At 39.7% G+C, this 24,508-nt stretch carries 22 protein-coding genes; 10 read left to right on the plus strand and 12 right to left on the minus strand.

Annotated elements, in window-relative coordinates:
* Nucleotides 1-136: 136 nt before the first annotated feature.
* Nucleotides 137-814, plus strand: coding sequence for a polysaccharide deacetylase family protein (locus G3I01_RS02375; RefSeq protein WP_219550714.1), 678 nt, complete (start codon nt 137-139; stop codon nt 812-814).
* On the opposite strand, the gene G3I01_RS02380 is transcribed toward G3I01_RS02375, so the two are convergent.
* The 10 genes from G3I01_RS02380 to G3I01_RS02425 all read right to left on the minus strand — a co-directional run bounded on the left by G3I01_RS02380 (nt 798) and on the right by G3I01_RS02425 (nt 13,058).
* The gene (locus G3I01_RS02380; protein WP_108170465.1) at nt 798-1,094 is read right to left on the minus strand and encodes a thioredoxin family protein; all 297 of its coding nucleotides are present in this window, start codon (nt 1,092-1,094) and stop codon (nt 798-800) included. The two genes, G3I01_RS02375 and G3I01_RS02380, sit on opposite strands and share 17 nt — an antisense overlap.
* A gap of 75 nt (nt 1,095-1,169) precedes the next feature.
* Nucleotides 1,170-2,396 carry a metallophosphoesterase gene (locus G3I01_RS02385; RefSeq protein WP_219550715.1) on the minus strand — a complete coding sequence of 409 codons (1,227 nt, stop codon included), beginning with the start codon at nt 2,394-2,396 and terminating at the stop codon, nt 1,170-1,172.
* A 129-nt stretch (nt 2,397-2,525) separates the two neighbouring features.
* Complete coding sequence (locus G3I01_RS02390) at nt 2,526-3,296, minus strand: 3-hydroxybutyrate dehydrogenase (protein ID WP_219550716.1); 771 nt, start codon at nt 3,294-3,296, stop codon at nt 2,526-2,528.
* A complete protein-coding gene (locus G3I01_RS02395; protein ID WP_219550718.1) occupies nt 3,293-4,084 on the minus strand; it encodes an alpha/beta hydrolase in 792 nt (263 codons plus the stop codon). Before G3I01_RS02395 ends, G3I01_RS02390 begins: the two co-directional genes overlap by 4 nt.
* A 21-nt stretch (nt 4,085-4,105) precedes the next feature.
* Nucleotides 4,106-6,580, minus strand: coding sequence for a TonB-dependent receptor (locus G3I01_RS02400; RefSeq protein ID WP_219550719.1), 2,475 nt, complete (start codon nt 6,578-6,580; stop codon nt 4,106-4,108).
* A gap of 129 nt (nt 6,581-6,709) precedes the next feature.
* Nucleotides 6,710-8,149: a hypothetical protein gene (locus G3I01_RS02405; RefSeq protein ID WP_219550720.1), complete on the minus strand. Its 1,440-nt coding sequence runs from the start codon at nt 8,147-8,149 to the stop codon at nt 6,710-6,712.
* A complete protein-coding gene (locus G3I01_RS02410; RefSeq protein WP_219550721.1) occupies nt 8,149-9,075 on the minus strand; it encodes an alpha/beta hydrolase in 927 nt (308 codons plus the stop codon). The genes G3I01_RS02405 and G3I01_RS02410 overlap by 1 nt, the downstream gene beginning before the upstream one ends.
* A complete protein-coding gene (locus tag G3I01_RS02415) occupies nt 9,053-10,570 on the minus strand; it encodes a class I adenylate-forming enzyme family protein (protein ID WP_219550722.1) in 1,518 nt (505 codons plus the stop codon). The genes G3I01_RS02410 and G3I01_RS02415 overlap by 23 nt, the downstream gene beginning before the upstream one ends.
* Complete coding sequence (locus G3I01_RS02420; protein ID WP_219550724.1) at nt 10,567-12,048, minus strand: sodium:solute symporter; 1,482 nt, start codon at nt 12,046-12,048, stop codon at nt 10,567-10,569. Before G3I01_RS02420 ends, G3I01_RS02415 begins: the two co-directional genes overlap by 4 nt.
* Nucleotides 12,049-12,335: 287 nt before the next feature.
* Nucleotides 12,336-13,058, minus strand: a complete 723-nt coding sequence (locus G3I01_RS02425; RefSeq protein ID WP_219550725.1) for a copper homeostasis protein CutC — start codon at nt 13,056-13,058, stop codon at nt 12,336-12,338.
* A 66-nt stretch (nt 13,059-13,124) separates the two neighbouring features.
* On the opposite strand from G3I01_RS02425, the gene G3I01_RS02430 reads away from it, so the two are divergent.
* The 3 genes from G3I01_RS02430 to G3I01_RS02440 all read left to right on the plus strand — a co-directional run bounded on the left by G3I01_RS02430 (nt 13,125) and on the right by G3I01_RS02440 (nt 17,569).
* Nucleotides 13,125-14,102, plus strand: coding sequence for a N(4)-(beta-N-acetylglucosaminyl)-L-asparaginase (locus G3I01_RS02430; protein ID WP_219550726.1), 978 nt, complete (start codon nt 13,125-13,127; stop codon nt 14,100-14,102).
* Between the two features lie 119 nt (nt 14,103-14,221).
* Nucleotides 14,222-17,050, plus strand: a complete 2,829-nt coding sequence (gene polA / locus G3I01_RS02435) for a DNA polymerase I (protein ID WP_219550727.1) — start codon at nt 14,222-14,224, stop codon at nt 17,048-17,050.
* A 9-nt stretch (nt 17,051-17,059) separates the two neighbouring features.
* Nucleotides 17,060-17,569 carry a DUF3124 domain-containing protein gene (locus G3I01_RS02440; RefSeq protein WP_219550729.1) on the plus strand — a complete coding sequence of 170 codons (510 nt, stop codon included), beginning with the start codon at nt 17,060-17,062 and terminating at the stop codon, nt 17,567-17,569.
* A gap of 48 nt (nt 17,570-17,617) precedes the next feature.
* Here G3I01_RS02440 and G3I01_RS02445 read toward each other — a convergent pair whose 3' ends face one another.
* Nucleotides 17,618-18,169: a lipocalin family protein gene (locus G3I01_RS02445; protein WP_219550731.1), complete on the minus strand. Its 552-nt coding sequence runs from the start codon at nt 18,167-18,169 to the stop codon at nt 17,618-17,620.
* A 240-nt stretch (nt 18,170-18,409) separates the two neighbouring features.
* Complete coding sequence (locus G3I01_RS02450) at nt 18,410-18,967, minus strand: DUF5004 domain-containing protein (RefSeq protein ID WP_219550733.1); 558 nt, start codon at nt 18,965-18,967, stop codon at nt 18,410-18,412.
* Nucleotides 18,968-19,334: 367 nt separating this feature from the next.
* Here G3I01_RS02450 and rplM point away from each other — a divergent pair, with 367 nt between their 5' ends.
* The 6 genes from rplM to G3I01_RS02480 all read left to right on the plus strand — a co-directional run bounded on the left by rplM (nt 19,335) and on the right by G3I01_RS02480 (nt 24,508).
* On the plus strand, nt 19,335-19,790 hold the full coding sequence (gene rplM / locus G3I01_RS02455) for a 50S ribosomal protein L13 (RefSeq protein WP_219550735.1): 456 nt from the start codon (nt 19,335-19,337) through the stop codon (nt 19,788-19,790).
* The gene (gene rpsI, locus G3I01_RS02460) at nt 19,790-20,176 is read left to right on the plus strand and encodes a 30S ribosomal protein S9 (RefSeq protein ID WP_026933388.1); all 387 of its coding nucleotides are present in this window, start codon (nt 19,790-19,792) and stop codon (nt 20,174-20,176) included. The genes rplM and rpsI overlap by 1 nt, the downstream gene beginning before the upstream one ends.
* A 166-nt stretch (nt 20,177-20,342) precedes the next feature.
* Complete coding sequence (rpsB, locus tag G3I01_RS02465; RefSeq protein ID WP_108170480.1) at nt 20,343-21,239, plus strand: 30S ribosomal protein S2; 897 nt, start codon at nt 20,343-20,345, stop codon at nt 21,237-21,239.
* Nucleotides 21,240-21,327: 88 nt separating this feature from the next.
* On the plus strand, nt 21,328-22,152 hold the full coding sequence (gene tsf, locus G3I01_RS02470) for a translation elongation factor Ts (RefSeq protein ID WP_219550737.1): 825 nt from the start codon (nt 21,328-21,330) through the stop codon (nt 22,150-22,152).
* A gap of 141 nt (nt 22,153-22,293) precedes the next feature.
* A complete protein-coding gene (locus tag G3I01_RS02475) occupies nt 22,294-23,016 on the plus strand; it encodes a methyltransferase (RefSeq protein ID WP_219550738.1) in 723 nt (240 codons plus the stop codon).
* A 316-nt stretch (nt 23,017-23,332) separates the two neighbouring features.
* Nucleotides 23,333-24,508 (plus strand): acyl-CoA dehydrogenase family protein, encoded by a 1,176-nt coding sequence (locus G3I01_RS02480; protein WP_219550740.1) that lies wholly within the window; start codon nt 23,333-23,335, stop codon nt 24,506-24,508.

Genomic DNA, 24,508 nt, shown 5'->3' on the forward strand with positions numbered 1-24,508 from the left:
AGTATTGAATTCATTTGACTACAGGTACTGAAACGAGGACAGCGTGACAATATTAGGTTACGCTGTCTCGAAGTATCAATAGTTTGAGGAGTCTTGAAAATCATGGATTCAATCGTAGTGATCAGCCTTTTTTCTTATGAAATTATTCCGTGCTAAATACCCGTCTTTCCTTAAGCTTCTGTTTCCTGATAGACTCACGCACATCGACAACGACAAGGCGATCTACCTCACTTTTGACGACGGACCGGTGCCGGAAGCGACACCATGGGTTTTAGAGTTGCTAAATAAGTATGAAGCCAAAGCCACTTTCTTTTGCATAGGCGATAACGTGAAAAAACATCCGGATATCTTCCGAAGGATTATTGAAGAAGGACATTGTATTGGCAACCATACTTTCAATCACCTCAACGGCTGGAAAACCTCTGCTTCAGATTATTTGAGGAATACGTGGCAGTCAGAGGAGATCATGACTGAAACCAGCAAACAAATTAAAACCACCAACTCCGAACTACAAACCCCGATATACCCCCTTTTTCGTCCGCCTTACGGAAAGATCAAAAATTCCCAGGCAAAATCATTAAAAGAACAGGGTTTTAAGATTGTTATGTGGGATGTAATAAGCGGTGATTACGACCGTGAATTCTCAGCAAATGAATGTCTTAAAAATGTAACGGAAAATGCGACAGCCGGAAGTACTATCGTGTTTCATGACAGTAAAAAAGCATTTGAAAACCTAAAGGTTATTCTTCCGCAGGTGTTAGATTTTTACAAAGAAAAAGGAATGAAATTCAGAAGTCTTAAAGATGTTCTTTAAGCAAACCTATGAGGGTATTGGCATCCTGTTCACCACTATGCCTCCACTTCATCTCACCAGACTTGTAGATCATTAAAGTAGGAAGGCCTTTTACACGCAGGGCTTCTGCCAACTGGGAGTTCTTATCCACATCTATTTTAATAACTTTCGCCTTATCTCCCATCGCCGCAGCAACGTCTCTAAGCACCGGATGCATCGCGACAGAGGCATCGTTCCATTCGGTATAAAAGTCTAGAAGAACCGGGATATTTAAGTCTACTAATTCACCAAATTTTGACATAATTCAGGATTTATTTTTAGCTCATGGTAACTACCACTTATGCCAGCTTTAATCAAATATAGGAAATTCTTGTAATTATGCGGGTTTCGAACCTTTTTTCAGTTTTATGACACTAATTTCAGGCCAGATCCCTACCCTTCCAGGATATGCCAGGAAGCCGAAACCACGATTTACATTAATATAACGGCCTGCTTCTTCATATATTCCGGCCCAATGTTTATATCTGTATTGCACAGGGCTCCATTTGAACCACCCTGGGATCTCGATCCCGAATTGCATTCCATGCGTGTGCCCGCTCATGGTTAAATGATATTTCTTAGGATGCTTTTTCACTTCCTGTTCCCAGTGCGAAGGATCATGGCTCAGCAGGATCTTGAAATCATTCTCTTCTACACCTTCTCCGGCCTTTTCAAGATCACCTGCTTTTTTGAATCCGCCGGCTCCCCAGTTCTCAACCCCTACTAAAGCTATTTTCTGACCGTCTTTTTCAATGAATCGGTTCTCATTCAGCATAAGGTTCCAGCCCATTTCGGCATGCGTCTTTTTCAGGTTTTCAAGATTTTGAATTTTCGCTTCCTGGCTTTCCCAATTATGATAATCTCCATAATCATGGTTCCCTAAAATGGAATAAACTCCGTCTGGTGCTTTTACCTCTGAAAAAAGTTCTTTCCAGCCGTCCATTTCAGAAGCCTTATTATTAACAAGGTCACCCGTAAAAACCACCAGGTCGCTCCCCTGCTCTTTCAGCAGATCAACACCATATTGTATCTTATTCTTATTATCGAAACTACCGCTATGCACATCACTGATCTGACTAATTCGGTAGCCATCGAAAGCTTCGGGAAGGTCTTCGAAGTAAAGCGTATATTTTAAAACCCTGAAGTTATATCGCCCCTTATACATTCCGTAGAGCAGACCTGCAAAAGGAATTGCGGCAAGGCCAATAGCAATGGTACTAATGAACTTTCTGCGGGAAGGCATATCAAAACTTTCCGAAGGACTAAAGAATTTCTGAATCCCGGCAATTGGTAAACGAACCACATCCTCTCCCAGCATCACCACCGAAAGAACTATTTTCCCAACAAAAAAGGCCAGGAAAATACCAATCGCATAACCTCTGCCACCTCCAAATCCATCATTTGGCGCCGGCTGGTTAAACTGATAGAATAAATTTGCAATTACTATGGCCGAAATAATAAAATAGATCACGCCAATCCATATGTTCTTTGAGAAAACCCGTAAGACCTGGTAAGCATAAAGATCAACGATAAGATAGATCGCTGCTAGAATTAACCAACGCATTAAAACAATTTTTTACGAAGATATTGTGAATCCTTCTTGGAGCGTAGGTTTTTAATTCATTTTAACTAATAACGAAATAGGCAGGATAAATTATTTACCCTGCCTAGATCTCCAAACAAAACTATATGTTTATTGAGCGCTCCAACCACCGTCCAGCACATAAGCGGAACCAGTGATCGCCGAAGAATCTTCCTTGGCCAGAAATAATGCCAGTTCAGCAATTTTTTTCTCCGGAATAAATTCCTTGACCGCCTGTTTTTTTAACATGACCTGCTTTACAACTTCTTCTTCAGAAAGGTTATGGGCTTTCGCCTGATCCTTGATCTGCCCTTCTACCAGTGGAGTTTTAACATAACCGGGACAAATCGCATTGCAGGTAATATTATGCCCAGCTCCTTCCAAACCTAATACTTTGGTAAGGCCAATCACCCCATGTTTAGCCGAGACGTAAGCCGACTTATATTCCGAAGCTCTTAGGCCGTGCACGGAGGAAATATTGATAATTCTGCCAAAGCCATTCTTTTTCATGGATGGCCATACCGCTCTTGATGCTACAAATACCGAAGAGAGATTGATCGCGATGATATCATTCCATTTTTCAATTGGAAATTCTTCCACTTTAGAAACATATTGTATCCCAGCGTTATTGATCAATACATCTATTTTCCCAAATTCTTTCAGGGTTTCATCTATCAATTGATTGATAGCTTCCTGATCTTTTAAATTCGCGTTAGAGAAACCCGTTTTTACCGAATTTTCAATTCCTATCTTTTCGGCGATCTCAGGGCCATTCTTTTCCAGGCCATGGAACATGATATCATACCCGTTCCTGGCAAAAGCCACGGCAATAGATTTTCCTATTCCACGGGTGCTACCCGTGATCAATACAACTCTACTCATGATCTGAAAAATTTTAAAAGTGCTTCATTAAATTGCTTCGGCTGATCCATGGTTACTCCGTGACGGGAGTTTTTGATCACTTTCAGCCTGGCATTTTTCATTTTCGCTGTATAAGATTCCTTTAATTCAACCGGGGTGTAATCCAGATCTGAAGCCACCACCAGGGCAGGAATGTCTATTGTTTTTACTTTCTCGCCAATCCCCCAGTCCATAAGGGTGATAAAGGAATTATAATATGCTTCCAGGTCATTGACACTGGCTCTTTCATAAAACGCATCGCGGAGATGCTTTTGTTCTTCTTCCGGGAACATGCCCTCAGCAACTTTTTCAGCCATGGCATTCATCCCCTGGGTCCGCAATAATTCTGTACGCTCTTTGATCATCTGCTCTCCCATTTGGCCGAGCGCATTAAAATCTGGCGCCGTGTTTACAATGACCAATTTCGAGATTAAAGACCTATATCTAATGGCCATTTCGAAAGCCACTGCCCCTCCCATAGAAAAGCCGACGAGCATACATTTTGAAATTCCTAAATCATCGAGGAGAAGTTTCATATCCTCTGCACATTGGGAAACCCCATAATCCTCCTTTTTTTCAGGCTTGGTAGAATTCCCATGACCTCTCAGGTCTGGAGCTATAATTCTGAACTCTTTAGAAAAAGGCTCCACTTGCAGATCCCAATCAGCTTTGGTAGATCCTAACCCATGGAGAAGAAGAATTGCCTCTCCTTCTCCCCGGTCAAGATATTCCAGGCTAATCCCGTTCTTTAAATCTATTTTCCTGATCATCTGTCTAACAGGATTTGATTCTTAATTCTTTCCTATTGGCAGGTGATATTTTAGCTCAACCAAGAACAATCTTCCAATCTCTGGAGAAGCAACGAACTGTCTTACTTCTGAATCTAGCAAGTTCGTAACAGAAGCTCCCACGGTCCAGTTTTCATTGAATTTATATCCTACATTCAGATCTAGATTGAAGAATCCTCCCAACGGACCATAGTTCCAGGTTCTACCATTTCTGGCATTTTCGACAACATCATCTACGCCATCACCATTAAGATCCTGGGTTTCTGCAGCGATATTGATCCCTGAGAAGAAATCATATTCCTGAACATATCTTCCGTAAAGTGAACCGAAGAATTTTGGTCCTGTGTAGTAATAACCAATTCCGAATTTATTTTCAGGAGTGTTCAAAGGAAGGTCTGTATCCAATACTAAACCATCTCTGTTCCCGTCATTCGCTGGATCATCTTTATCTATATCATATCCAAAATATGAGTAGTTGAAAGAAAGTCTGTTCTGGTCGTTGATGAAATAGTTGATTCCAAGATCTGCTCCGTAAGTATCTACCTTTCCGAAGTTAAGATAGGTTAGGACGAAAGATCCATCTGAACCAGGAATTAATTCTCCTATAGGAGTATCACCTCTTCTGGCCACCGGAGAGGTCGCAGAAATATTGATCAACGGGCTCAGGAAGTCTTCAGACATATTGTAGTATGCATTCGCTTCGAAGAAAGTCTTTTCTCCAAATAATTTTCCTTTGTAACCAACTTCCCAGGACTTGATAGTTTCCACTTTTAACTCAGGAATTTCTGTTCCGTCTTCAAGAGTGAACCCTTCTCCGTTTCCTAATACAAGACCTCCGAAAAGATTTCCGCTTAGGTTAAGAATAGATGGAGCAGCGATACCTTTTCCATAAGTAAGCCTGAAACTTCCAAAATCAAAATTCTTTACAATCGCAGCTTTAGGAATGAAGTTTCCACCATATAATTCATGATCATCATATCTACCAACAAAAAGAAAATCCAGACCGGCGTCTTCGAAAGTATATTCCAACTGCCCATAAACACCAACCTGGTCTATTTTGATCCCTCCCTCATCTAAAAGGTAAGTTCCATTAGAATCTGCATTATCCTGCTGATATTGAGCTCCCACAACGTATGTTAAATTCCCGAAATTGTTGTTATACTGAGCTTCAGCATTCAGTCTTTTAGAGGCATCTTCAAAAACAGAGCCTCTTGGGAGGCTTATTCCACCATTAGGTATACCTTCGATTGGGAACCATTGCTCGGTGAAAGATCTTTCCAATGCTTCAGCTTCAGTAAAACCATTATTAATAAAAGATACATAGTTCTGTGTACGCTGGTTGATCGCGTAAGTATCATCTGTTTTACTCCAGGTATGGTAAAGGTTACCATAGAAATGAGGTGACACATATTTTAACTGAAGATAATCTATAGACCAGTCCTTAATCTGGTTTCTACCAGCATTGGTAACTCCAAGATTCGAGTTATTACTATGCCCGTAAGAAGCAATTAAGTCACTGGTCTCATCTAAACCGTAGTATACCGCAGCCCCATATTTTGTAGTAGAAAAATCTCTGTCAAGCTCTAATTCGTCATATGCTGTAGTTCCTACATATACAGAATCTACATAGTCGAATTCCTCTCCCTGGGTTCTTTCTCCCCAAACTTTGAAAGCCAGGTTATCATTCACTTCCATGGCATAGCGACCACGAGCAGTGAATTGCTTCTGGTTACCAGCACCAAGTACAAGGTCTAAACCTTCTGAAGTACGAGGATCTTTGGTTAATGTGTTCACAAGTCCGTTATGAGCGTTAGGCCCATAAAGAGCTGCGTTTGGTCCTAAAATGATCTCAACCCTTTCGATATCTTCTTTAGTGATTGTAGTAAATGAACCTAAAGGAAGTCCCGTTGCTACTAATGAAGAGATCCTGCCGTCTTCCACCTGAAGGTTCTTGGAGTTAAAGGCAGAGTTAAATCCACGAATGTTGATCCCGGTTCCCTGAACCCCTGTTCTAACAAAGTCAACCCCTTTTTGTCTCGCGGCAAGTTCTCCAGGATTTGGACCTGGAAAGTCTGCGATCTGCTGAGCGCTGATCACGTTTACCGTAGCCGGAGCCCTGGTTATTTTCTGTGGTCTTCTATTTGCTGAAACTACCACCTCATCCATTACAGATGCGGAAGGTTCCAGGCTAAAATCCATTTTCATATCCTCACCTGCCTGTATGGTAACATCTCTGGTAACGGTCTCATACCCCATAAAAAATACTTCGATAGTATAATTATCGGGATCAAGCTCAAGTTTATAATATCCACTTTCGTTGGTTGTAGCCCCGGTATTGGTTCCTCTTACAATTATATTGGTTCCCAGTAAAGGTTCCCCGGTAGCGGCATCCGTAATAGTTCCGCTAATACTTCCCGTCTGAGCGTACGCAAATACCCCAAACAGTAAGCTCATCATGGTGAAAAGTTTGATCTTCATAAAAGATGTTTTAAATTATTTTAAGACGAATTTAACAAGAGCCTACACCAATTCGGACTTAAGGATAAGATTGTGAAGTATGACCAATAAAATTTCTTTTGAAAATTAGCTGACAAATAACCTGTCAAGCTAGTAAATCAAAGACTTATCACTAAAGTGCGACTTTAATCTTGAAAAGAATCCCGGCTGTGTAAAAGCAAGTCTATCTATGAATTCATCTAAGGCGATGAACCCTTCTGAATCTAACTGGGATGCAGATTCTATGCTCTGGATGAGTTGCTCGAAAAGCTTATCTTCCGAATACTGCCCGTTGAGATAATTCGCCAGGTGATAATACCAGTGGATCTTCGGAATAAAGTTTTCACGCCCCATGACCTCAGCTTCTCTCTCAAGTAAATTGTACTTATTGGTAACTTTTATCACCTCAACAGGTTTTTCGGCCGTAGTAAGCAGCATTAAATAATTAGAAAAGAACCTACTCCAGCGATGCTCAAAAACATACTTTCGGTTCTCATGAAGGAAGTTTTTGGCAAAGGTTTCGGCGATGGCAATTCTTTTATTCCGAACTAAAGTACGTACATAATGAGTGGCAAAGCCTAATTTCTGGTGATGGTTATAAGACGACTTAAAAAGTTTATAATTTTCGGTAAGCCGGTTAAGAGCATCTTTATTCTTATTCTTTTTCAGCAGGATCGCAACGAGATTATTCAGGTAAAAAAGCTTATCACTGTTATCCTGCTTCACCGATAAATGGGCATAATATTCAGCCTGATCCAGATCATTAAGGTTGGAATGCAGGATCACCCGGTTCGCATAATAGTTGAATAGCACTCGGCGGGAGTACATTAATCCGTTCTTGAAACATTCATCTATATAATCGAACATACCTTTAGCCTTCTCATACTCTTTGTAGTTGAAGTATAAAAAGACCAGTCTTATAAAAGCATGATACTTATTACGACCATCGAGCTCATCGTCATATAAATATTCCAGAAGCTTCGACTCCCAGTGTTTAGTATTTAATTTTTGAGAAGTATATTGCCTGGTAAGATCCTTGGTAGCATGAAAGATCTCATCTTTTACCTTTAGTGACTTTAAATAATATTTCTCATTTTCTCTTAGAAATTCCCCGGTCACTTCACAATCCTGGTATCTGAACCTAACCAGCAAATAGTCCTGATACTCCCTTACCAGCTCATAGAATTTATGAAAATAGAAAGAGGTATGACCATAAACACTGATAAATTCCAGTAGCTCTTTTTCTTCGGGAGAGGAAATGGTATCGGTAAGGATCTGTTTTTCGATGTGACTCAAGTACTCAAGGTGAGCATCAACATCTGCCTTTTTCAGCTTTTTGGAGATCCATTTTTTGATGTAGGCATACTTCCGTTTATCAATATTTTCATCAAAGTCTTCTGAAGAAAAAAAACGCTCGGCATTTCGACATACCTTATTTAAGATCTCTTCTTTTTCATTGTCCCTTATCCTATTCTCCTTTTGCAGGTAAGCTGCCTCATGGGGCAATACGCCTTCAGAGAAATCGGTGAATATTTTAAGTTTAGATTTCATTATTTCAGAAAATCCCTGATCTCTTTATTTACTTTTTCAGATCGTTCAAAATTAACAAAGTGGCCCGCTTCATCGATGGTCTTCACTTCAATATTATTGAATTTTTCTTCGGAAGTCTTAACGAGACTAGCTATACTTTCAGAAGGATGAAAATACTTATTAGGAATAAGCATATCGTTTTTTCCGAAGACCATTAGAACAGGAACTTCAATTTTGCCGATTTCGTCGATCACCGGTTCCTCCAGCATGGCGTGGATGTTATTCACAACCGTTTCAGCATAGTCCTGAAAATCTTCCGCAGATTTCATAGCGATACGATCATCTACCATCGCCTGTGCATCTTCCGGGAAGGAATAGAAATTCATTTTATAATTGGCCAGAACCTGTTCATCTGAAGCTCCTACTACCATCGCTGGCGTATAAGAGGCTTTCATAATGGTAGCTTCCTGAGCCGTAAAGGTCTCGATGCCCGCGGGCGCTATAAGGACCAGTTTTTTATAGGTGTCTGGATATTTTAGAACCGAATGCATGGCAATCTGCCCACCCATGGAATGACCTGCCAGGACAACATTTTTAAGATCCATCTTCTCTACCATTTCGTTCAATATGTCAGCATATTCTGAAAGGCTGTAATCGGTCTTACTTCGGGATGATTTCCCATACCCGGGAAGATCTATGGCGATACATCGATAATCTGAACTTAGTCCGGCTATATTTTTCTTCCATGAATCCAGATTGCTGGAAAGACCATGAATAAAAAGAAGAGTCTCTTCTCCGCTACCTTCATCGACATAAGCGATCGTTTCAGAATTTAATTTAATGGTTTTCACAGGCAGATGGTAGGTTACTGTTTCACTTATCTTTTCTTGTGCGGCAAGAGAGGTTAAGACCAGGCTGAAAAGACTAAATAATATCCTTTTTTTCATATTGAATAAGCTTAAACATTTCTTTTAATTTTTTCCGGTCTATTTTTCCAATTCCAGATTTAGGCAGGGAATCCAGGAAAACAAAGTGTCTTGGAACTTTATATGAGGTTAAATGGTTCTTCAGTTTTTCGTTGAGCTCTTCTTCGGTAAGATCCTGTATATTACCCTCCAAAAATGCTACACCTACTTCTCCCCAGTCTTCATCATCTACCCCAATGACTGCAGCTTCTTTCGCGAAATTATTTTTCAGAATTGCGTTTTCAATCTCCAGCGGATAAATATTCTCACCACCAGAAATAAACAATTGATTCTTTCGGCCTACCATATACATAAAACCTTCAGCATCCATCCTTACCATATCCCCTGTATAAAACCAGCCATCTCTTATCTTTTCAAGGGTATAGGCCGAATTGTTCCAGTAGCCAGGAGTGACGATAGCACCTCTTAAACAAAGTTCTCCATGTTCATTGGCACCAACTTCTGCCCCATCTTCATCAACGATCTTATGGTCCACATAAAAATTAGGTTTCCCAATCGACCCCTTTTTCCAAATGGCATCATGATGATGAAGGGAAGTGATACAGGGACCTGCTTCGGTAAGACCATAACCCTGCCTGAGCAAGATGCCTTTTTCAGCCCATTTATCTATTAACAGGATAGAAAGATCTTCTCCCCCAACTACTATATATTTTAATGCTGGTGCTTTAAATTCTTTAAAAGCAGGATGTTTAACCATCATCCTGAGCATGGTTGGGATGGCTAAAAAGAGACTGATAGAATTCTTCTGAATATAATTAAGAACCTTTTTCGGTTTAAAAGATTTCAGGAAATCCACCCTCGCACCGCGATGCAACATAGGTAAAAGCAGGACATTCCATCCTGAAGTATGATATGGTGGCAAGGCATTCAGGGTAAAATCTGCCGAGGTGATCTCCAGCTGTACCGACGTATTCAAACTATTCCAGAAAAGCATGCGGTTGGTATAGAGCACACCTTTCGGTTTCCCAGTAGTTCCCGAAGTATAAAAAATAAAAACTGCCTGCTCGGGGTCTATTTCGGTAAGCTTTTCCTCAACTTTCAGTGCTGAAGATTCTTCAAAAAGCGCTTCCAGGGATACTTCGTTAAAGAAAACCTCTTTCTTTAGATCTTGTAACTTTTGCCGAAAATTAACCTCGAAGATCAATAATTCTGGCTCGACATCCTGAACGCAATAGGCCATTTCCGAAACCGTAGAACGGTAATTCAATGGAACCAGGATCGCGCCCATTCTTTGGGCCGCGATAAATAGAATCAGATACTCTGGAGAATGCTGTGCCAGTACGGCAATACGATCTCCTTTTTCAATAGAATATTCTGTTTTGAGATAAGCCTCCAGTTTCAGGGAGAGCAAATTCAACTCTTTATAAGTATAGACCTTCCCGGAATCGACCGATGCCACCGCCTTTTTGTCGGGGGTGTAATCTGACCATTTTCCTATCCAATCGAAATAATTCATGCTTCCTTTCTACTTATTAAATATAGAGAATTACCAATAACAAAAGATGCCACAACCGCAATGGCCGCAGATACGCCTGGATTGTTAACCGGCTCCTGCATATAAGGAGTGATCCTGCCATAGTAAATAATAAAATGGATGGCTACCGCTGAAAAACTCGCGATAAAAACCGCATTCTTACTCACCTTCTTGAAATAAATACCAAACAATACAGGAACAAAAGCGGCCGCGAAATATGCGTATACCCCATTCTGGGCAAAAATAGCCACGCTCACATTAGGATCTACGATCTGGTCATAGCTCAAAAAGAAACTAACGATCGCTAGCAATATGATCACGATCTTATTTAGCCCCACCTGGTTGAAGTTTTCATTCTTACTCAAAGGCGCAATAAGATCTGTAGTAATAGTCGTTGAAAGGGATTGGATCAATGCTTCCAGAGTAGATAATCCCGCAGAGATCAATCCCGCCACGATGATGACACCCACCCCAGCAGAAAATGTTTTTACCACGTAGGCTGAAACCAGTTCATCCATTTTCAGAGCAGTACCATCAAGACTTAGGTCGGGAAAAGTGATCCTGGCATATAAACCAACCACTACTACCAAAAAGAAAAAACTCATACAAATAATGGCAACCGTGAGATATTCATTGATCGCCTTTTCACTTCTCAGGAAAAGAGTTTTAGTAATGATATGTGGCTGACAAACGATCGCGATCCCGATAATGATCTGGCAGACGATAATTTCAAAATAATCCCGGAAAAGAAAACTTTCCGGATTCGTAGTTTTAGTAAGATTAGGGTCTATTTCATTCAGCAAGCTAACAAAGCCATCAAATCCATTTGAGAAATATTCAGAACCAGACATCAATAAAATGATCGCGACCACAAACATGATGATCGCCTGCACCGTATTGGTATAGACCATCGAATTAGCCCCACCAAACATTGTATATCCAAACACGAAAGTGATCAAACCCATGAGAACATAGAACGGCTCCAGGTTTAAGGATTTTGAAATTATCTGGGTCAATCCAACACAAATAAGCACTATAAACGTGATCAACAGCAAGGAAAGTATTGCAAAAAAGATGGTGAGACCTTTTGAATCATACCTTTTTCCAATCCACTGCGCCATGGTTAAAGCTTTTACCGTGGATCCATATTTCTGGAAAGACTTTGTGAAAAATATTAAGGAAGCAAAGATCGCTATAGGCATAACGATACCAAAGGAGATCAATCCTGAGAAACCGTATAACGCGATAAACCCTGGATTTATAATAAAGGTTGCCGCACTGGTCATGGATGCCGCCAGTGATAAACCCACCGCCCAAGCAGGAAATCCGCTACTACCAATGGCGAAATCATCGATATTCTTGGTCTTAAGATTACCTCTTATCACAAAGAAGAGAATTACCATGGCATAGACCACAAGGAGAATAGTAACATATAGTGACCAGGTTTCTGAGGCGAACATAAATGTGATATTAAGGTCGTGAAATTAAGATTATATTAACACGTATTGATATCGATTAGTGAATTTAAAAGTATGACTTAAGACATTCAGATGTTTTTTTAATCGGCTTCTATTAAATATCGGTCAATACAGAAAGTGTGACTTTTAAAATATTCCGGTTTAAAAAGAAGTTTTAGAATATTTAGGACAAGAGAAAATTCCGACTAAAACCAGCCCGAATAAAAGAAGAAAATTCATTAAAAATATTAGGCAACCATCCTGAAAAACTTCTTGAAACAGGACAAATATTACTTAAGCTTTTGTATAATTTCCTTGATGATTTTTACATCGCTAACTGAAGTATAGTTTTCCCATAGTAGTTTTTCCGAATTCATATTAATCTTCTCAGCTTGATCAAAAGTTTTCGTTTGCAAGCTTCCGGAAAAATGAAGAGCTTTAAAACCGGCCTCTTTAAAAAGCTGAACATTCGCTGCACTTATTCCTCCACCTGGCATTATCTGGCATGAACTGGAAAGTTCATTTAGTTCACATAAAAGATTTATTCCAGATTCTGCGCTCGGCTTCTGTCCGGAACTAAGAATGGTATTCACTCCCAATTCCTGAAGGTCTAAAAAGGAAGTATTAGGACTTGGCGTCCAGTCGAACGCTCGATGGAAGGTAAAAGACATTTCTTCAGAAGCATTTATTAGCTGGCCGGTTCTTTCCATATCTGATGAAAAATCCTGATTCAGAACTCCGGAAACAATGCCAGAAACTCCCAGTTTCAAACACTCTTCAATATCCTTTAACATCACCTTAAAATCGAATTCTGAATATGTAAAATCCCCACTTCTTGGCCTTATCAATACATGAACGGGAAGCGAGACATGTTGCAGCACGCTTTTAATTAGCCCCAGTGAGGGTGTAATACCACCAACACCTAATTCTGAACAGAGTTCTATCCTAGTTGCGCCGGCTTTCTCAGCATTAATGGCAGACTCCAGTGAATTCGCACAAACTTCTATGATCATTTTAGTATATTTAAACCTTTCCGTCAGGATCACAAGTTACCGAATTATCTTTCTTAAAGAAGTATCATGAAAAGACGAAAATTCATTGAACGTTCATCACTTTCCCTTGCCGGAATAGGCCTGGGTTCACAATTAATCCCCTCACAACTATTCGCTATGCCTTCACAAAACAGAGTCAATCCTATTGCTGTAGCAACATGGAACTTTCAGAATGCCACAAAAATGGCCGGAACAATGCTAGAAAGTGGAGCTTCAGCCCTGGATGCTGTTGAAAAAGGCGTTATGGTTGAAGAAGCAAATCTTAAAAATACCACGGTTGGAGACGGCGGCGCCCCAGACAGGGATGGAAATGTTACGCTGGATGCCTGTATTATGTCTCCAGATGGAAATGCTGGTTCGGTAGTTTACCTAAAAGAGATCGCTCACCCGGTCTCTGTGGCCAGGAAGGTTATGGAAGAAACTCCGCATGTAATGCTTGCCGGGGAAGGCGCATTGCAATTTGCCATTCAGCAAGGCTTTAAAAGAAAGATCCTTTTAACTGAAGATTCTGAAAAAGCATGGAAGGAATGGCTGGAGCATAAAGAGTACCAACCAATTATAAATATTGAAAATCATGATACCATTGGCATGTTGTGTCTCGATGAAAATGGAGATATCGCGGGAGCCTGTACTACCTCTGGACTTTCCTATAAAATGAATGGTCGCGTGGGAGATTCCCCTATTATTGGAGCAGGACTATTCCTGGATAACGAAGTAGGCGGAGCTGTTGGTACCGGAATGGGAGAAGCTATCATGAAAAGCGTAGGCAGTTTCCTTATCGTAGAATTAATGCGTCAGGGAAAATCACCACAGGAAGCCTGCGAAGAAGCAGTTATGAGGACAGTAAAAAAAGCACCTAACTATAAAGATTTCCAGATCGCTTATGTTGCGATGAACAAAAAAGGGGAAATTGGATCGTATTGCATACATAAAGGGTTCAGTTACGCGAAGTTCTATAATGGAGAAAGCACGAACAATCCGAGCAAATCTTACCTGGAAAAGTAATTAGCATTTTTATCTTTTATTGATTTCTGTTAATTGCTTATTGTTCATTGTTTCCAAGGAAGAGTGCTAATATCTTTGTAGTTTTGAAACATTCTCAATTTTATATTTAAACATTTCAGATGGCCGATCAAAAACGCCTTTTTTTACTAGACGCTTACGCTTTAATTTTCCGCGGATATTACGCATTTATTAAGAACCCAAGGATCAATTCCAAAGGATTTAATACTTCCGCGATCATGGGATTCACTAACTCACTTTTTGATGTGATAAGACGTGAAAAACCAGATCACCTTGCTGTATGCTTTGATAAAGGTGGCAGTGAAGCCAGAACTGAAATGTATACCGAATATAAAGCGCACCGGGATGAGACTCCAGAGCCTATTCGTGAAGCAATTCCGATCATCCAGGATATTTTGAGAGCTATGCATATTCCGGTGGTGGTTCAGGAAGGAATGGAGGCAGATGATATTATCGGCACCCTTGCTAAGCAGGCAGAAAAAGAGAATTATAAAGTATACATGGTTACGCCAGATAAAGATTTTGCCCAGCTGGTTTCTGAAAACATTTTTATGTACCGCCCAGCAAGAATGGGAAATGGCATTGAGATCTGGGGAATTCCTGAAGTTCAGAAGAAATTTGAAGTCGAAAGACCGGAGCAGGTGATAGACTTCCTTGGAATGATGGGGGATACGGCAGATAATATCCCGGGACTGCCAGGAGTTGGTGAAAAAACAGCAAAAAAGTTCATTAAGCAATTTGGAAGCCTGGAAGGTTTACTGGAAAATACCGATAAGCTCAAGGGCAAAATGAAGGAAAAAGTAATTGAGAATGCTGAATTGGGTCGACTTTCCAAAAAACTAGCCACCATTTTTGTGGATTGCGATGTACAATTCCATGCTGAAGATTATGAACTTTCGATGCCTGATGCAGAAAAAGTACAGGAGATCTTTGAAGAACTTGAATTCAGAAGATTAAAAGATCAGTTCATCAAACTTTTTAGCGGAGAAGAAGACACTCCGCAAACCCAGGTTACCAATTCACCTTCAGCTAAGAAAAACGCACAGGCGACTGCCGGTGCTGGACAGTTCTCTTTATTTGGTGGTGATGGTGAAGAAATAGAGCGAACCTCTTCCAGAACAAATCTTAAAGATACACCGCATTTTTACCAGGCCATTACTACAGATATGGCCAGGAAAATTTTCATAGAAAGACTTCTGAAAGAAAAAAGCGTTTGCTTTGACACCGAAACAACCAGCTTGAATCCTCTGGAAGCTCAACTGGTAGGGATAGCATTTTCATGGGAAGCAGGAAAAGGATTTTACCTGCCGTTCCCTGAAGAAAAAGAAGAAGCTCAAAAAATAATTGAAGAACTGAGAGAATTCTTCGAAAACGATAAAATTGAAAAGATAGGTCAGAACCTGAAATATGACATTGAGGTTCTGGACAAATACAATATTGAGGTCGCCGGACCATTATTCGATACCATGATCGCGCACTATTTGATCAATCCGGATATGCGCCACAATATGGATGTTCTTGCAGAAACTTATCTGAATTACACTCCGCAGCCAATTTCAGAATTGATCGGTAAAAAAGGGAAGAACCAGGGCAATATGAGAGATGTGCCTCTGGATAAGCAAACCGAATATGCCTCAGAGGATGCCGATGTCACTTTTCAGCTAAAGAACTTTTTTGAAAAGGAACTGGAAGAAGCTGAAACCAGGAAACTTTTTGATGAGATCGAAATTCCACTCGTACAGGTCCTGGCAGATATGGAACTTGAAGGAATCAACCTGGATGAGAAATATTTAAAATCTTTATCTGAGGCACTGGCTTCAGATATTAAAGATCTTGAAAACAAAATTTACGAAGAAGCTGGTGAAGAATTTCTTATTAGTTCTCCTAAACAATTAGGAATTATTCTTTTTGAAAAACTGCAGCTTTCTAAAAAACCTAAGAAAACCAAAACCGGACAATACTCCACCAGTGAGGATGTGCTATCGGTGCTGGCAGATGAAAATAACATCGTAAGAGATGTACTTGATTATCGCGGACTGGTAAAACTTCAGAACACTTACGTGGATGCTTTGCCAAACCAGGTAGAGAAAACCACCGGAAGAGTGCATACAGATTATGTGCAAACCACTGCTGCCACAGGTAGGTTAAGTTCAAATAATCCAAACCTTCAGAATATCCCGATAAGAACTGAACGTGGAAGACAGGTAAGAAAAGCTTTTGTCCCAAGAGATGAAAATTATGTTTTACTCGCTGCCGATTATTCCCAGATAGAACTTAGAATTATCGCAGCTCTTAGTGAAGAGGATAATATGATCCAGGCTTTTAAGAATGGAGAAGATATTCACGCATCTACCGCCGCGAAGGTTTTTAATGTTCCATTGGAGGAAGTTACCAGAGAACAAAGAAGCAATGCGAAAACAGTAAATTTCGGGATCATATACGGAGTTTCCGCCTTTGGATTAAGCAACCAGACCTCGCTTTCCAGAAGTGAGGCTAAGGAATTAATTGACACCTATTATAAAACTTACCCCAAATTAAGCAACTTTATCGCAGACCAGGTAGAGTTTGCCAGGGAACATGGTTATGTCTCCACAGTTTTGGGCAGAAGAAGATATTTAAAGGATATCAATTCAAGAAACCAGGTAGTTCGTGGAGCGGCCGAACGTAACGCGGTGAATGCACCGATTCAGGGAAGCGCCGCCGATATAATCAAGCTGGCTATGATCAATATCCATAAAAAACTGAAAGAAGGGAACTATAAAACCAAGATGCTGCTACAGGTACATGATGAACTGGTTTTCGATGCTCATAAAAATGAACTTGAAAAAGTTCAGAAAATGATCAAATCTGAAATGGAGAACGCATATAAACTGGAAGTACCTTTAGATGTAGATCTGGGAGTAGGCGAAAACTGGCTGGAAGCCCATTAATTAAATGAGATGAAAAAGGGAATTCTAATATTTCTTATTGCCGCGCTAATTACCTCTTGTGAAAATGAGAAAACGATAAGCTCGTACGATCCGGTAGACTGGGAAGCACGAGGAGTAAAAAAGTCTGTGACCGATTCCCTTAAAAAAGGCCAGTCGTACCTTTCTGTTTATTCAGAAATATATAGCCAGACAGAACACAGAACTCATAATCTAACCTCCACGATTAGCATGAGAAATGTGGATATGAAAGACACTATTTATATCGACAAGGCGGAATATTTTAATACCCAGGGTGAACCAATAAGGATCTATTTTGATCATCCTATTTATATCGCCCCTATGGAAACAGTAGAGATCGTTGTTGATGAAACTGATATTGAGGGAGGAACCGGCGCAAACTTTATTTTTGAATGGTCCATTAAGGAATCCTCTCCCGAACCGCTTTTTGAAGGAGTGATGATCTCAACTTCAGGACAGCAAGGGCTTTCTTTTACCAGTAGAGGAGTCCGAATCAAATAAATGAATGAACTCGAAACCAATAAACTTATAATATAAACCGGTAAGATATTAATTGCCTCTACTGTATTCCAGCTCAAGGATCTGGACATCAGAAACAAGGGTATTTCCTGGGTCGTTCACATAAATATCTGACTCTTCTTCGGTTACTTCAAAAGAAAATCTATTCCCTCTAAGTTTAATTATTTTGGTGTCGGTATAAAGCACACCGTCAATAAGAATAGTTAAGATAAGTTCATTTCGGTTTATTTCCCATGTTCCAATATCATCCCTCCCGTTCAAACATTCGAATTCATTATCACTGGCACCCGCTGCAAAATCCATTTGTGCATTTTCAGTAAAGAATGTTCCATCCTGGAAAAATTCTATCCGCATATCATCGAAACAATCGGTTTCAAGGAGCAGGTTTGTATTACCCGTTCCATCCCCATTTAGATCTACCGGAATATCTGCCAGCATTTCAGAAAGCTGCCAGTTACCAAAGAGTCTTCTAGGTTGAATATTAGCGTTTATAGATTGGAATGATTCAGCTTCTTGAATTGGAAGTTCAGTTTTATTGCAGGAGGTAAGGAGACTCATTAAAAGAAGGAAAACAATTGTCATCAAAGATATATTCGATCTCATCATCAGCACAAATTCGCGCTAAATTAATCAACCAATCCATTGATTTACTGTTTTTTACGTTGTTTTCTATGAAAAACTAATTTACATCCTAAATGACACTGAATTATGTTAAGAGTGTAAGAAAGCTCTCCTATATAAAACATAAACAAAAAAACCTCACAGCTTGATAACTGTGAGGTTCTTCCAACTAACACTAAAACTACAATTAGAAAAGGTATACTAAGATTTAGTATACTCAAGTTCTAAAATTCTTATTGGTGACGCCTGAGTATTTCCAGGATCGCTCACATATTGATTCGATTCGATTTTCGTAACATCAAACGAAAATTTATTGGTCTCGAGATTTATATGCTTCTTATGGGTATAAGTAGAAGAATTAATATCTAAGGTCAAAATCAGACTGTCGTTCCTTACTTCCCAATTTCCATTGTCCATTCTATCAGACAAACATGAAAACTGATTTTTTGAAGTTCCCGCTTCAAAAGTCATTTGAGCATTATTACTAATAAACGTACCATCATCATTAAATGTTATACTCATAGTGTTAAAACAATCGGTCTCATCCAAAAGATTCTTACTATAAGTTTCATCGTCATTAAGGTCTACCGCAGTATCAGATACCATCCCTGATAAATCCCAGTTTCCCAGCATATCGTTCCTGGTCACCACTGTAGCGTCGCTAACTTTCAGCTGTGAATTTATTGAAACCTCTTCTTTACTACAACTAATTATTGAAAAGGAAAACATGCAAAAACCAGCTAACGTTTTGATATTCAAAAGTTTAGTCATTTTCGGGGGCATTAAAATTCAATACAAAACTAAATCACAAGTAGGAATTTTATGACTTTTTTAACATTAAAATTACCTTTAATCGAATTTTAACGCTTTTGAACTTTAATGAAAAAGAGTTAATGGAGTTTCACAATCATATTTCATCTTTATGATGCTAATAATGATATATGATATTGAGGGTAAAAAGTTCTTAAGTAGATTTGACTGAATATCAGACGCTTCAAAGCAAATAAAATAATCTTTTCGCTATTTGCTATTAGAATTTATAATTGTACATTTGCACCCCTGTTTTCCCGATTGAGATTCGGGTAAATGGGATTGGAATGTTTAATAATTAGTAAAATCAATTGGTGTGGACACATTAAGTTACAAAACAGTATCGGCTAACAAAGCCACCAGAACCAAAGAATGGGTTGTGGTAGATGCTGACGGACAAAATTTAGGTCGTCTTGCTTCAAAAGTAGCATACCTACTTAGAGGAAAGCACAAGCCTAACTTCACCCCACATGTTGATTGCGGAGACAATGTTATTGTATTGAATGCGCAGGGAATCAACTTAACAGGAAAGAAATGGGACGCGAAAGAATACATCCGTCACACAGGCTTCCCGGGTGGACAGAAAAGTCTAACAGCTGCCGAATTATTCGAAAAAGGTCCTGAGAGACTTGTCGAAAAGGCAATTAAAGGAATGCTTCCTAAGAACAAACTTGGAGCAGACCTATTCAGAAATTTAAAGGTTTATGTAGGATCTGAACACGATCACGAAGCTCAAAAACCTAAAACTATTAACTTAAACGAGATTAAGTAATGGAGGTAATTCACAAAATTGGCCGTAGAAAAACAGCTGTGGCCCGTGTATATGTTTCAGAAGGAAAAGGAAACATTACCGTAAACAAGAAAGACCTTAAAGATTACTTCACAACTGGTACACTTTTATATAAAGTTAACCAGCCATTGATGCTAACCGAAAACGAAGGAAACTTCGACGTTAAAATTAACGTATACGGTGGTGGTATCACTGGACAGGCTGAAGCGATCCGTCTTGCATTATCCAGAGCTATGATGGCGCTTGACGAAGAAAACCATGGCGTTCTTAAGCCAGAAGGTCTTCTTACTAGAGATCCACGTATGGTAGAACGTAAGAAATTCGGTCAGAAGAAAGCCCGTAAGAAATTCCAGTTCTCTAAACGTTAATATTATTACCGGAATATTTTCCGGGGAGTTCATAAAAAAATTAATTTTTTGTTGTTATTCTGTTCATGCCGGGCAGAAGTTAGTTTAGCATCTAAACAGTCAGGGCCGTACTTAAAAGTAGCCACCTGAATGTTGCTATCTCAACAGAACGTAAACTATTACAAAAATGGCAAACAAAGTAGAAGTAAAAGAATTACTTGATGCTGGTGTTCATTTTGGACACTTAACCAGACGTTGGAATCCAAACATGGCTCCATATATCTATATGGAACGTAACGGGATCCACATCATCAACTTATATAAAAGTGCTGCTAAAATGCAGGAAGCAGGTGATGCTCTTGCCAAGATCGCAGCAAGCGGAAGAAAGATCCTTTTCGTAGCTACAAAGAAACAAGCGAAAGAGATCGTTGCTGAACAAGCTGAAAAGGCGAATATGCCTTATATCACTGAGCGTTGGCCTGGTGGTATGCTTACAAACTTCGTTACTATTCGTAAAGCTGTTAAGAAAATGGCTTCTATCGATAGAATGAAGAAAGACGGAACTTTCAACTCTCTTTCTAAAAAAGAGCGTCTTCAGGTAGATCGTCTTAGAGCTAAGCTAGAGAAGAACTTAGGTTCTATCGCAGACATGTCTAGACTTCCAGCTGCGCTTTTCGTTGTAGACACTACACGTGAGCACATCGCGATCAAAGAAGCACAAAAACTAAACATTCCAATTTTTGCGATGGTAGATACAAACTCCGATCCACGTGAGGTTGATTATCTAATTCCATCTAACGACGATGCTTCTAAATCTATTAGCAAAGTTGTTTCTTACGTTGCAGATTCTATCGTAGAAGGTCTTTCTGAAAGAAAATCTGAAAAGTCTTCTAAGAAGAAAGAAGAAAAAGCTTCAAAAGAAGAGAAGTCAGATAAAGCTCCAAAAGCAAAAAAGGAGAAAGCTGAAGTTCCCTCTAAAGATGCCGAAGACAAAAAGGCAATGAAAGAAGCTAAGAAAGATGTGAAGCTTGAATCTAAAAGTGAAACTTTAGATAAAGCTAAATCGTCTAACGAAGAAGAATAAATAACGTTTTCATAAAATCTAAAAGTCGTTTAGTTTCTTTCTTTACAGTGAGTTTCTAAACGACTTTTTTTAAATAAAAGACAATATTATGGCTAAGATAACCGCCGCTGAAGTAAATAAATTAAGAAAAGCTACTGGTGCAGGAATGATGGACTGTAAGAAAGCATTAGTAGAAGCTGATGGTGACTTTGATGCTGCAATTGAATTGCTACGTAAAAAAGGTCAGAAAGTTGCTGCTAAGAGAGCCGACAGAGATTCTTCTGAAGGTGCTGCTATCGCTCAAGTAAATGGAGACAACACTAAAGGTGTGATCATCTCTCTAAACTGTGAGACAGACTTCGTAGCAAAGAATGATGACTTCATCAAATTAGCTAACGATTTCGCTGATATGGCTCTTAACTACTCAACTAAAGAAGAGTTATTGAAAGCTGACTACAACGGAATTACTGTTGAAGATAAACTTACTGAGCAAACAGGAGTTATTGGTGAGAAGATCGAGATAGGTGCATTCAAAACTTTGGAAGCTCCATTCGTAGGATCTTATATCCATGCTGGCAACAAGATCGCTGTTCTTACAGGTCTTTCTAAGAACGTAGACGGAGCTGAGGAAGCTGCGAAAAACGTTTCTATGCAAGCTGCTGCTATGAACCCTGTAGCACTTGATGAATCTGGAGTTGATCAGGCTACTATCGATAAAGAGATCGAGATCGCTAAGGATACTTTAAGAGAAGAAGGTAAGCCAGAAAACATGTTAGACAAGATCGCTCAGGGTAAACTTCAGCGTTTCTTCAAAGACAACACTTTGGTACACCAGGCGTATATCAAAGACAACAAGCAAAGCGTTGCAGATTACGTTAAATCTGTAAACGGAGACCTTGAAGTAGTAGGATTTGAAAGAGTAGCTTTAGGATAAGCTCATATCATATAAATTCTAAAAAGAGGTTTTATTCATTTAAAACCTCTTTTTTTGTTTCTTTTTGTGGTCATCCTGAATTTGTTTCAGGATCATAGAGAAGCTGAAATAAGTTCATCTTGACGAAATCGAATAATCAAAATGTCTCAAAAACCCTTCAAATTCAAACAATTCAGTATAGATCAGGATCGCTGTGCGATGAAAATCGGCACAGACGGTGTTCTTCTTGGAGCCTGGTCTTCCCTGGAACATCAACCAAACAGTATCCTGGATATTGGCACAGGAACAGGGCTCATTGCATTAATGCTGGCTCAGAGATCTGATGCCGAACTAATCGATGCGCTAGAAATTGAAGAAAATGCCTATGAGCAGGCTGTGGAGAATTTCGAAAAAAGCGACTGGGGTGACCGACTTTTCTGCTACCATGCAGGTTTCGATGAATTTGTTGAGGAGATGCAAGATGAAGAGGAATACAACCTTATCATCTCCAATCCTCCTTTTTACTCTGAAGACTACAAGACCGGAAATGAAAACAGAGATCAGGCGCGTTTCGCTGACGCCCTTCCCCTTAGTGAATTGATAGAAGGAGCTTCTCTCCTACTTTCTAGAAAAGGCCATTTTGATCTTGTTATTCCTTTTACAGAAGAACAGAATGCAATTGAAATTGCAAAAGATCACAAGCTTTTTCCTGTAAAGATAACCCGGGTTAAAGGAACCCAGGAATCTCCAATTAAAAGAAGCCTTATAAGCTTTTGTTTTGAGAAGGCAAAACCAGAAATCGATGAACTAATTTTAGAAATTTCAAGGCATAACTATACCGAGGAATTCAAAGATTTAGTCAAAGATTTTTATCTGAAGTTGTAAATCGAGTTACTATTTTATCTTTTTTAATTAATTGGCCTACCGAAATTCTGTCGAAAAATTTGAAGTGAAGTCCGCGTAAAATTTTGGACTGTTTGAGCAAAAGGGATTTTATTCTAAGTGAGAGTTCTCTCCTGCGAGTTCCCAAAATTTAAGGGACAAACGAAAAATTTAGAGAGAATTTCGTAAGCCTAGATTTTTTTGTTTCTTTTTTCATCAATGGAAAAAAGAAAAGGAGATATAATCGATACTCAAACTCCAAATAAAAGATTGCTTCTCATAAAAGACTTGGTTACATTTGTTGGAAACACTACACAAAATGAAACCAGATCTTTTTCAGGCTCCTGATTATTACAATCTTGACGACCTCCTTAGCGACGAACATAAAATGGTGCGCGACGCCACACGCGAGTTTGTAAAGCGTGAAGTTTCCCCAATTATAGAGGATGCAGCTCAAAAAGCTGAATTCCCAAAACAACTAATTAACGGACTTGCCGAAATTGGTGCCTTTGGACCTTATATCCCAGAGGAGTATGGTGGAGCAGGCCTGGACCAGATCTCTTACGGTTTGATCATGCAGGAAATAGAACGCGGGGATAGCGGAATTCGATCAACCGCATCGGTTCAGTCTTCTCTGGTGATGTATCCCATCTTTAAATACGGTACCGAGGAGCAGAAAAAGAAATTCCTTCCAAAACTGGCTTCCGGAGAAATGATAGGTTGTTTTGGATTGACCGAACCAGATCACGGTTCGAATCCAGGAGGAATGACTACAAATTTTAAAGATAAGGGAGACCATTATCTGCTGAATGGCGCGAAAATGTGGATCTCCAACTCTCCTTTTGCTGATATTGCCATTGTATGGGGAAAGAACGAAGAAGGAAGAATTCACGGTTTGATCGTAGAAAGGGGAATGGAAGGCTTCTCAACTCCAGAAACTCATAATAAATGGTCACTTCGTGCCAGTGCCACCGGTGAACTCATTTTTGACAATGTGAAGGTTCCGAAAGAGAATTTAATGCCCGGAAAATCTGGTTTAGGGGCTCCACTAGGATGCCTGGATTCTGCACGCTATGGGATTGCATGGGGAGCAATTGGAGCCGCTATGGATTGTTATGACACTGCTTTGAGATATGCCAAAGAGAGAGAGCAATTCGGAGTGCCTATAGCTGCAAAACAACTTCAGCAGAAAAAACTGGCCGAGATGATCACCGAGATCACCAAAGCACAGTTGATGGCATGGAGACTTGGAACTTTGAGAAATGAAGGAAAAGCAACTTCTGCCCAGATCTCTATGGCGAAAAGGAATAATGTAGAGATGGCTATCAAGATCGCCAGGGAAGCAAGACAAATTCTTGGCGGAATGGGAATTACCGGTGAATACAGCATCATGAGACATATGATGAACCTTGAAAGCGTGATCACTTATGAAGGAACGCATGATATTCACCTATTGATCACAGGTTTAGACATTACAGGACACGCGGCATTTTAA

This window comes from Gramella sp. MT6 (genome assembly GCF_019357415.1).
In the GTDB taxonomy this organism is placed as follows: Bacteria; Bacteroidota; Bacteroidia; order Flavobacteriales; family Flavobacteriaceae; genus Christiangramia.

Bases quoted from the DNA above. Each gene is read 5' to 3' on its own strand.
- G3I01_RS02445 (WP_219550731.1), bottom strand. From the start codon at position 18,169: ATGACAATTGTTTTCCTTCTTTTAATGAGTCTCCTTACCTCCTGCAAT.
- tsf (WP_219550737.1), top strand. From the start codon at position 21,328: ATGGCTAAGATAACCGCCGCTGAAGTAAATAAATTAAGAAAAGCTACT.
- rpsI (WP_026933388.1), top strand. From the start codon at position 19,790: ATGGAGGTAATTCACAAAATTGGCCGTAGAAAAACAGCTGTGGCCCGT.
- G3I01_RS02440 (WP_219550729.1), top strand. From the start codon at position 17,060: ATGAAAAAGGGAATTCTAATATTTCTTATTGCCGCGCTAATTACCTCT.
- G3I01_RS02420 (WP_219550724.1), bottom strand. From the start codon at position 12,048: ATGTTCGCCTCAGAAACCTGGTCACTATATGTTACTATTCTCCTTGTG.
- G3I01_RS02385 (WP_219550715.1), bottom strand. From the start codon at position 2,396: ATGCGTTGGTTAATTCTAGCAGCGATCTATCTTATCGTTGATCTTTAT.
- G3I01_RS02430 (WP_219550726.1), top strand. From the start codon at position 13,125: ATGAAAAGACGAAAATTCATTGAACGTTCATCACTTTCCCTTGCCGGA.
- G3I01_RS02390 (WP_219550716.1), bottom strand. From the start codon at position 3,296: ATGAGTAGAGTTGTATTGATCACGGGTAGCACCCGTGGAATAGGAAAA.
- G3I01_RS02415 (WP_219550722.1), bottom strand. From the start codon at position 10,570: ATGAATTATTTCGATTGGATAGGAAAATGGTCAGATTACACCCCCGAC.
- G3I01_RS02410 (WP_219550721.1), bottom strand. From the start codon at position 9,075: ATGAAAAAAAGGATATTATTTAGTCTTTTCAGCCTGGTCTTAACCTCT.
- polA (WP_219550727.1), top strand. From the start codon at position 14,222: ATGGCCGATCAAAAACGCCTTTTTTTACTAGACGCTTACGCTTTAATT.
- G3I01_RS02400 (WP_219550719.1), bottom strand. From the start codon at position 6,580: ATGAAGATCAAACTTTTCACCATGATGAGCTTACTGTTTGGGGTATTT.
- G3I01_RS02425 (WP_219550725.1), bottom strand. From the start codon at position 13,058: ATGATCATAGAAGTTTGTGCGAATTCACTGGAGTCTGCCATTAATGCT.
- G3I01_RS02395 (WP_219550718.1), bottom strand. From the start codon at position 4,084: ATGATCAGGAAAATAGATTTAAAGAACGGGATTAGCCTGGAATATCTT.
- G3I01_RS02380 (WP_108170465.1), bottom strand. From the start codon at position 1,094: ATGTCAAAATTTGGTGAATTAGTAGACTTAAATATCCCGGTTCTTCTA.
- G3I01_RS02480 (WP_219550740.1), top strand. From the start codon at position 23,333: ATGAAACCAGATCTTTTTCAGGCTCCTGATTATTACAATCTTGACGAC.
- rpsB (WP_108170480.1), top strand. From the start codon at position 20,343: ATGGCAAACAAAGTAGAAGTAAAAGAATTACTTGATGCTGGTGTTCAT.
- G3I01_RS02375 (WP_219550714.1), top strand. From the start codon at position 137: ATGAAATTATTCCGTGCTAAATACCCGTCTTTCCTTAAGCTTCTGTTT.
- G3I01_RS02405 (WP_219550720.1), bottom strand. From the start codon at position 8,149: ATGAAATCTAAACTTAAAATATTCACCGATTTCTCTGAAGGCGTATTG.
- G3I01_RS02475 (WP_219550738.1), top strand. From the start codon at position 22,294: ATGTCTCAAAAACCCTTCAAATTCAAACAATTCAGTATAGATCAGGAT.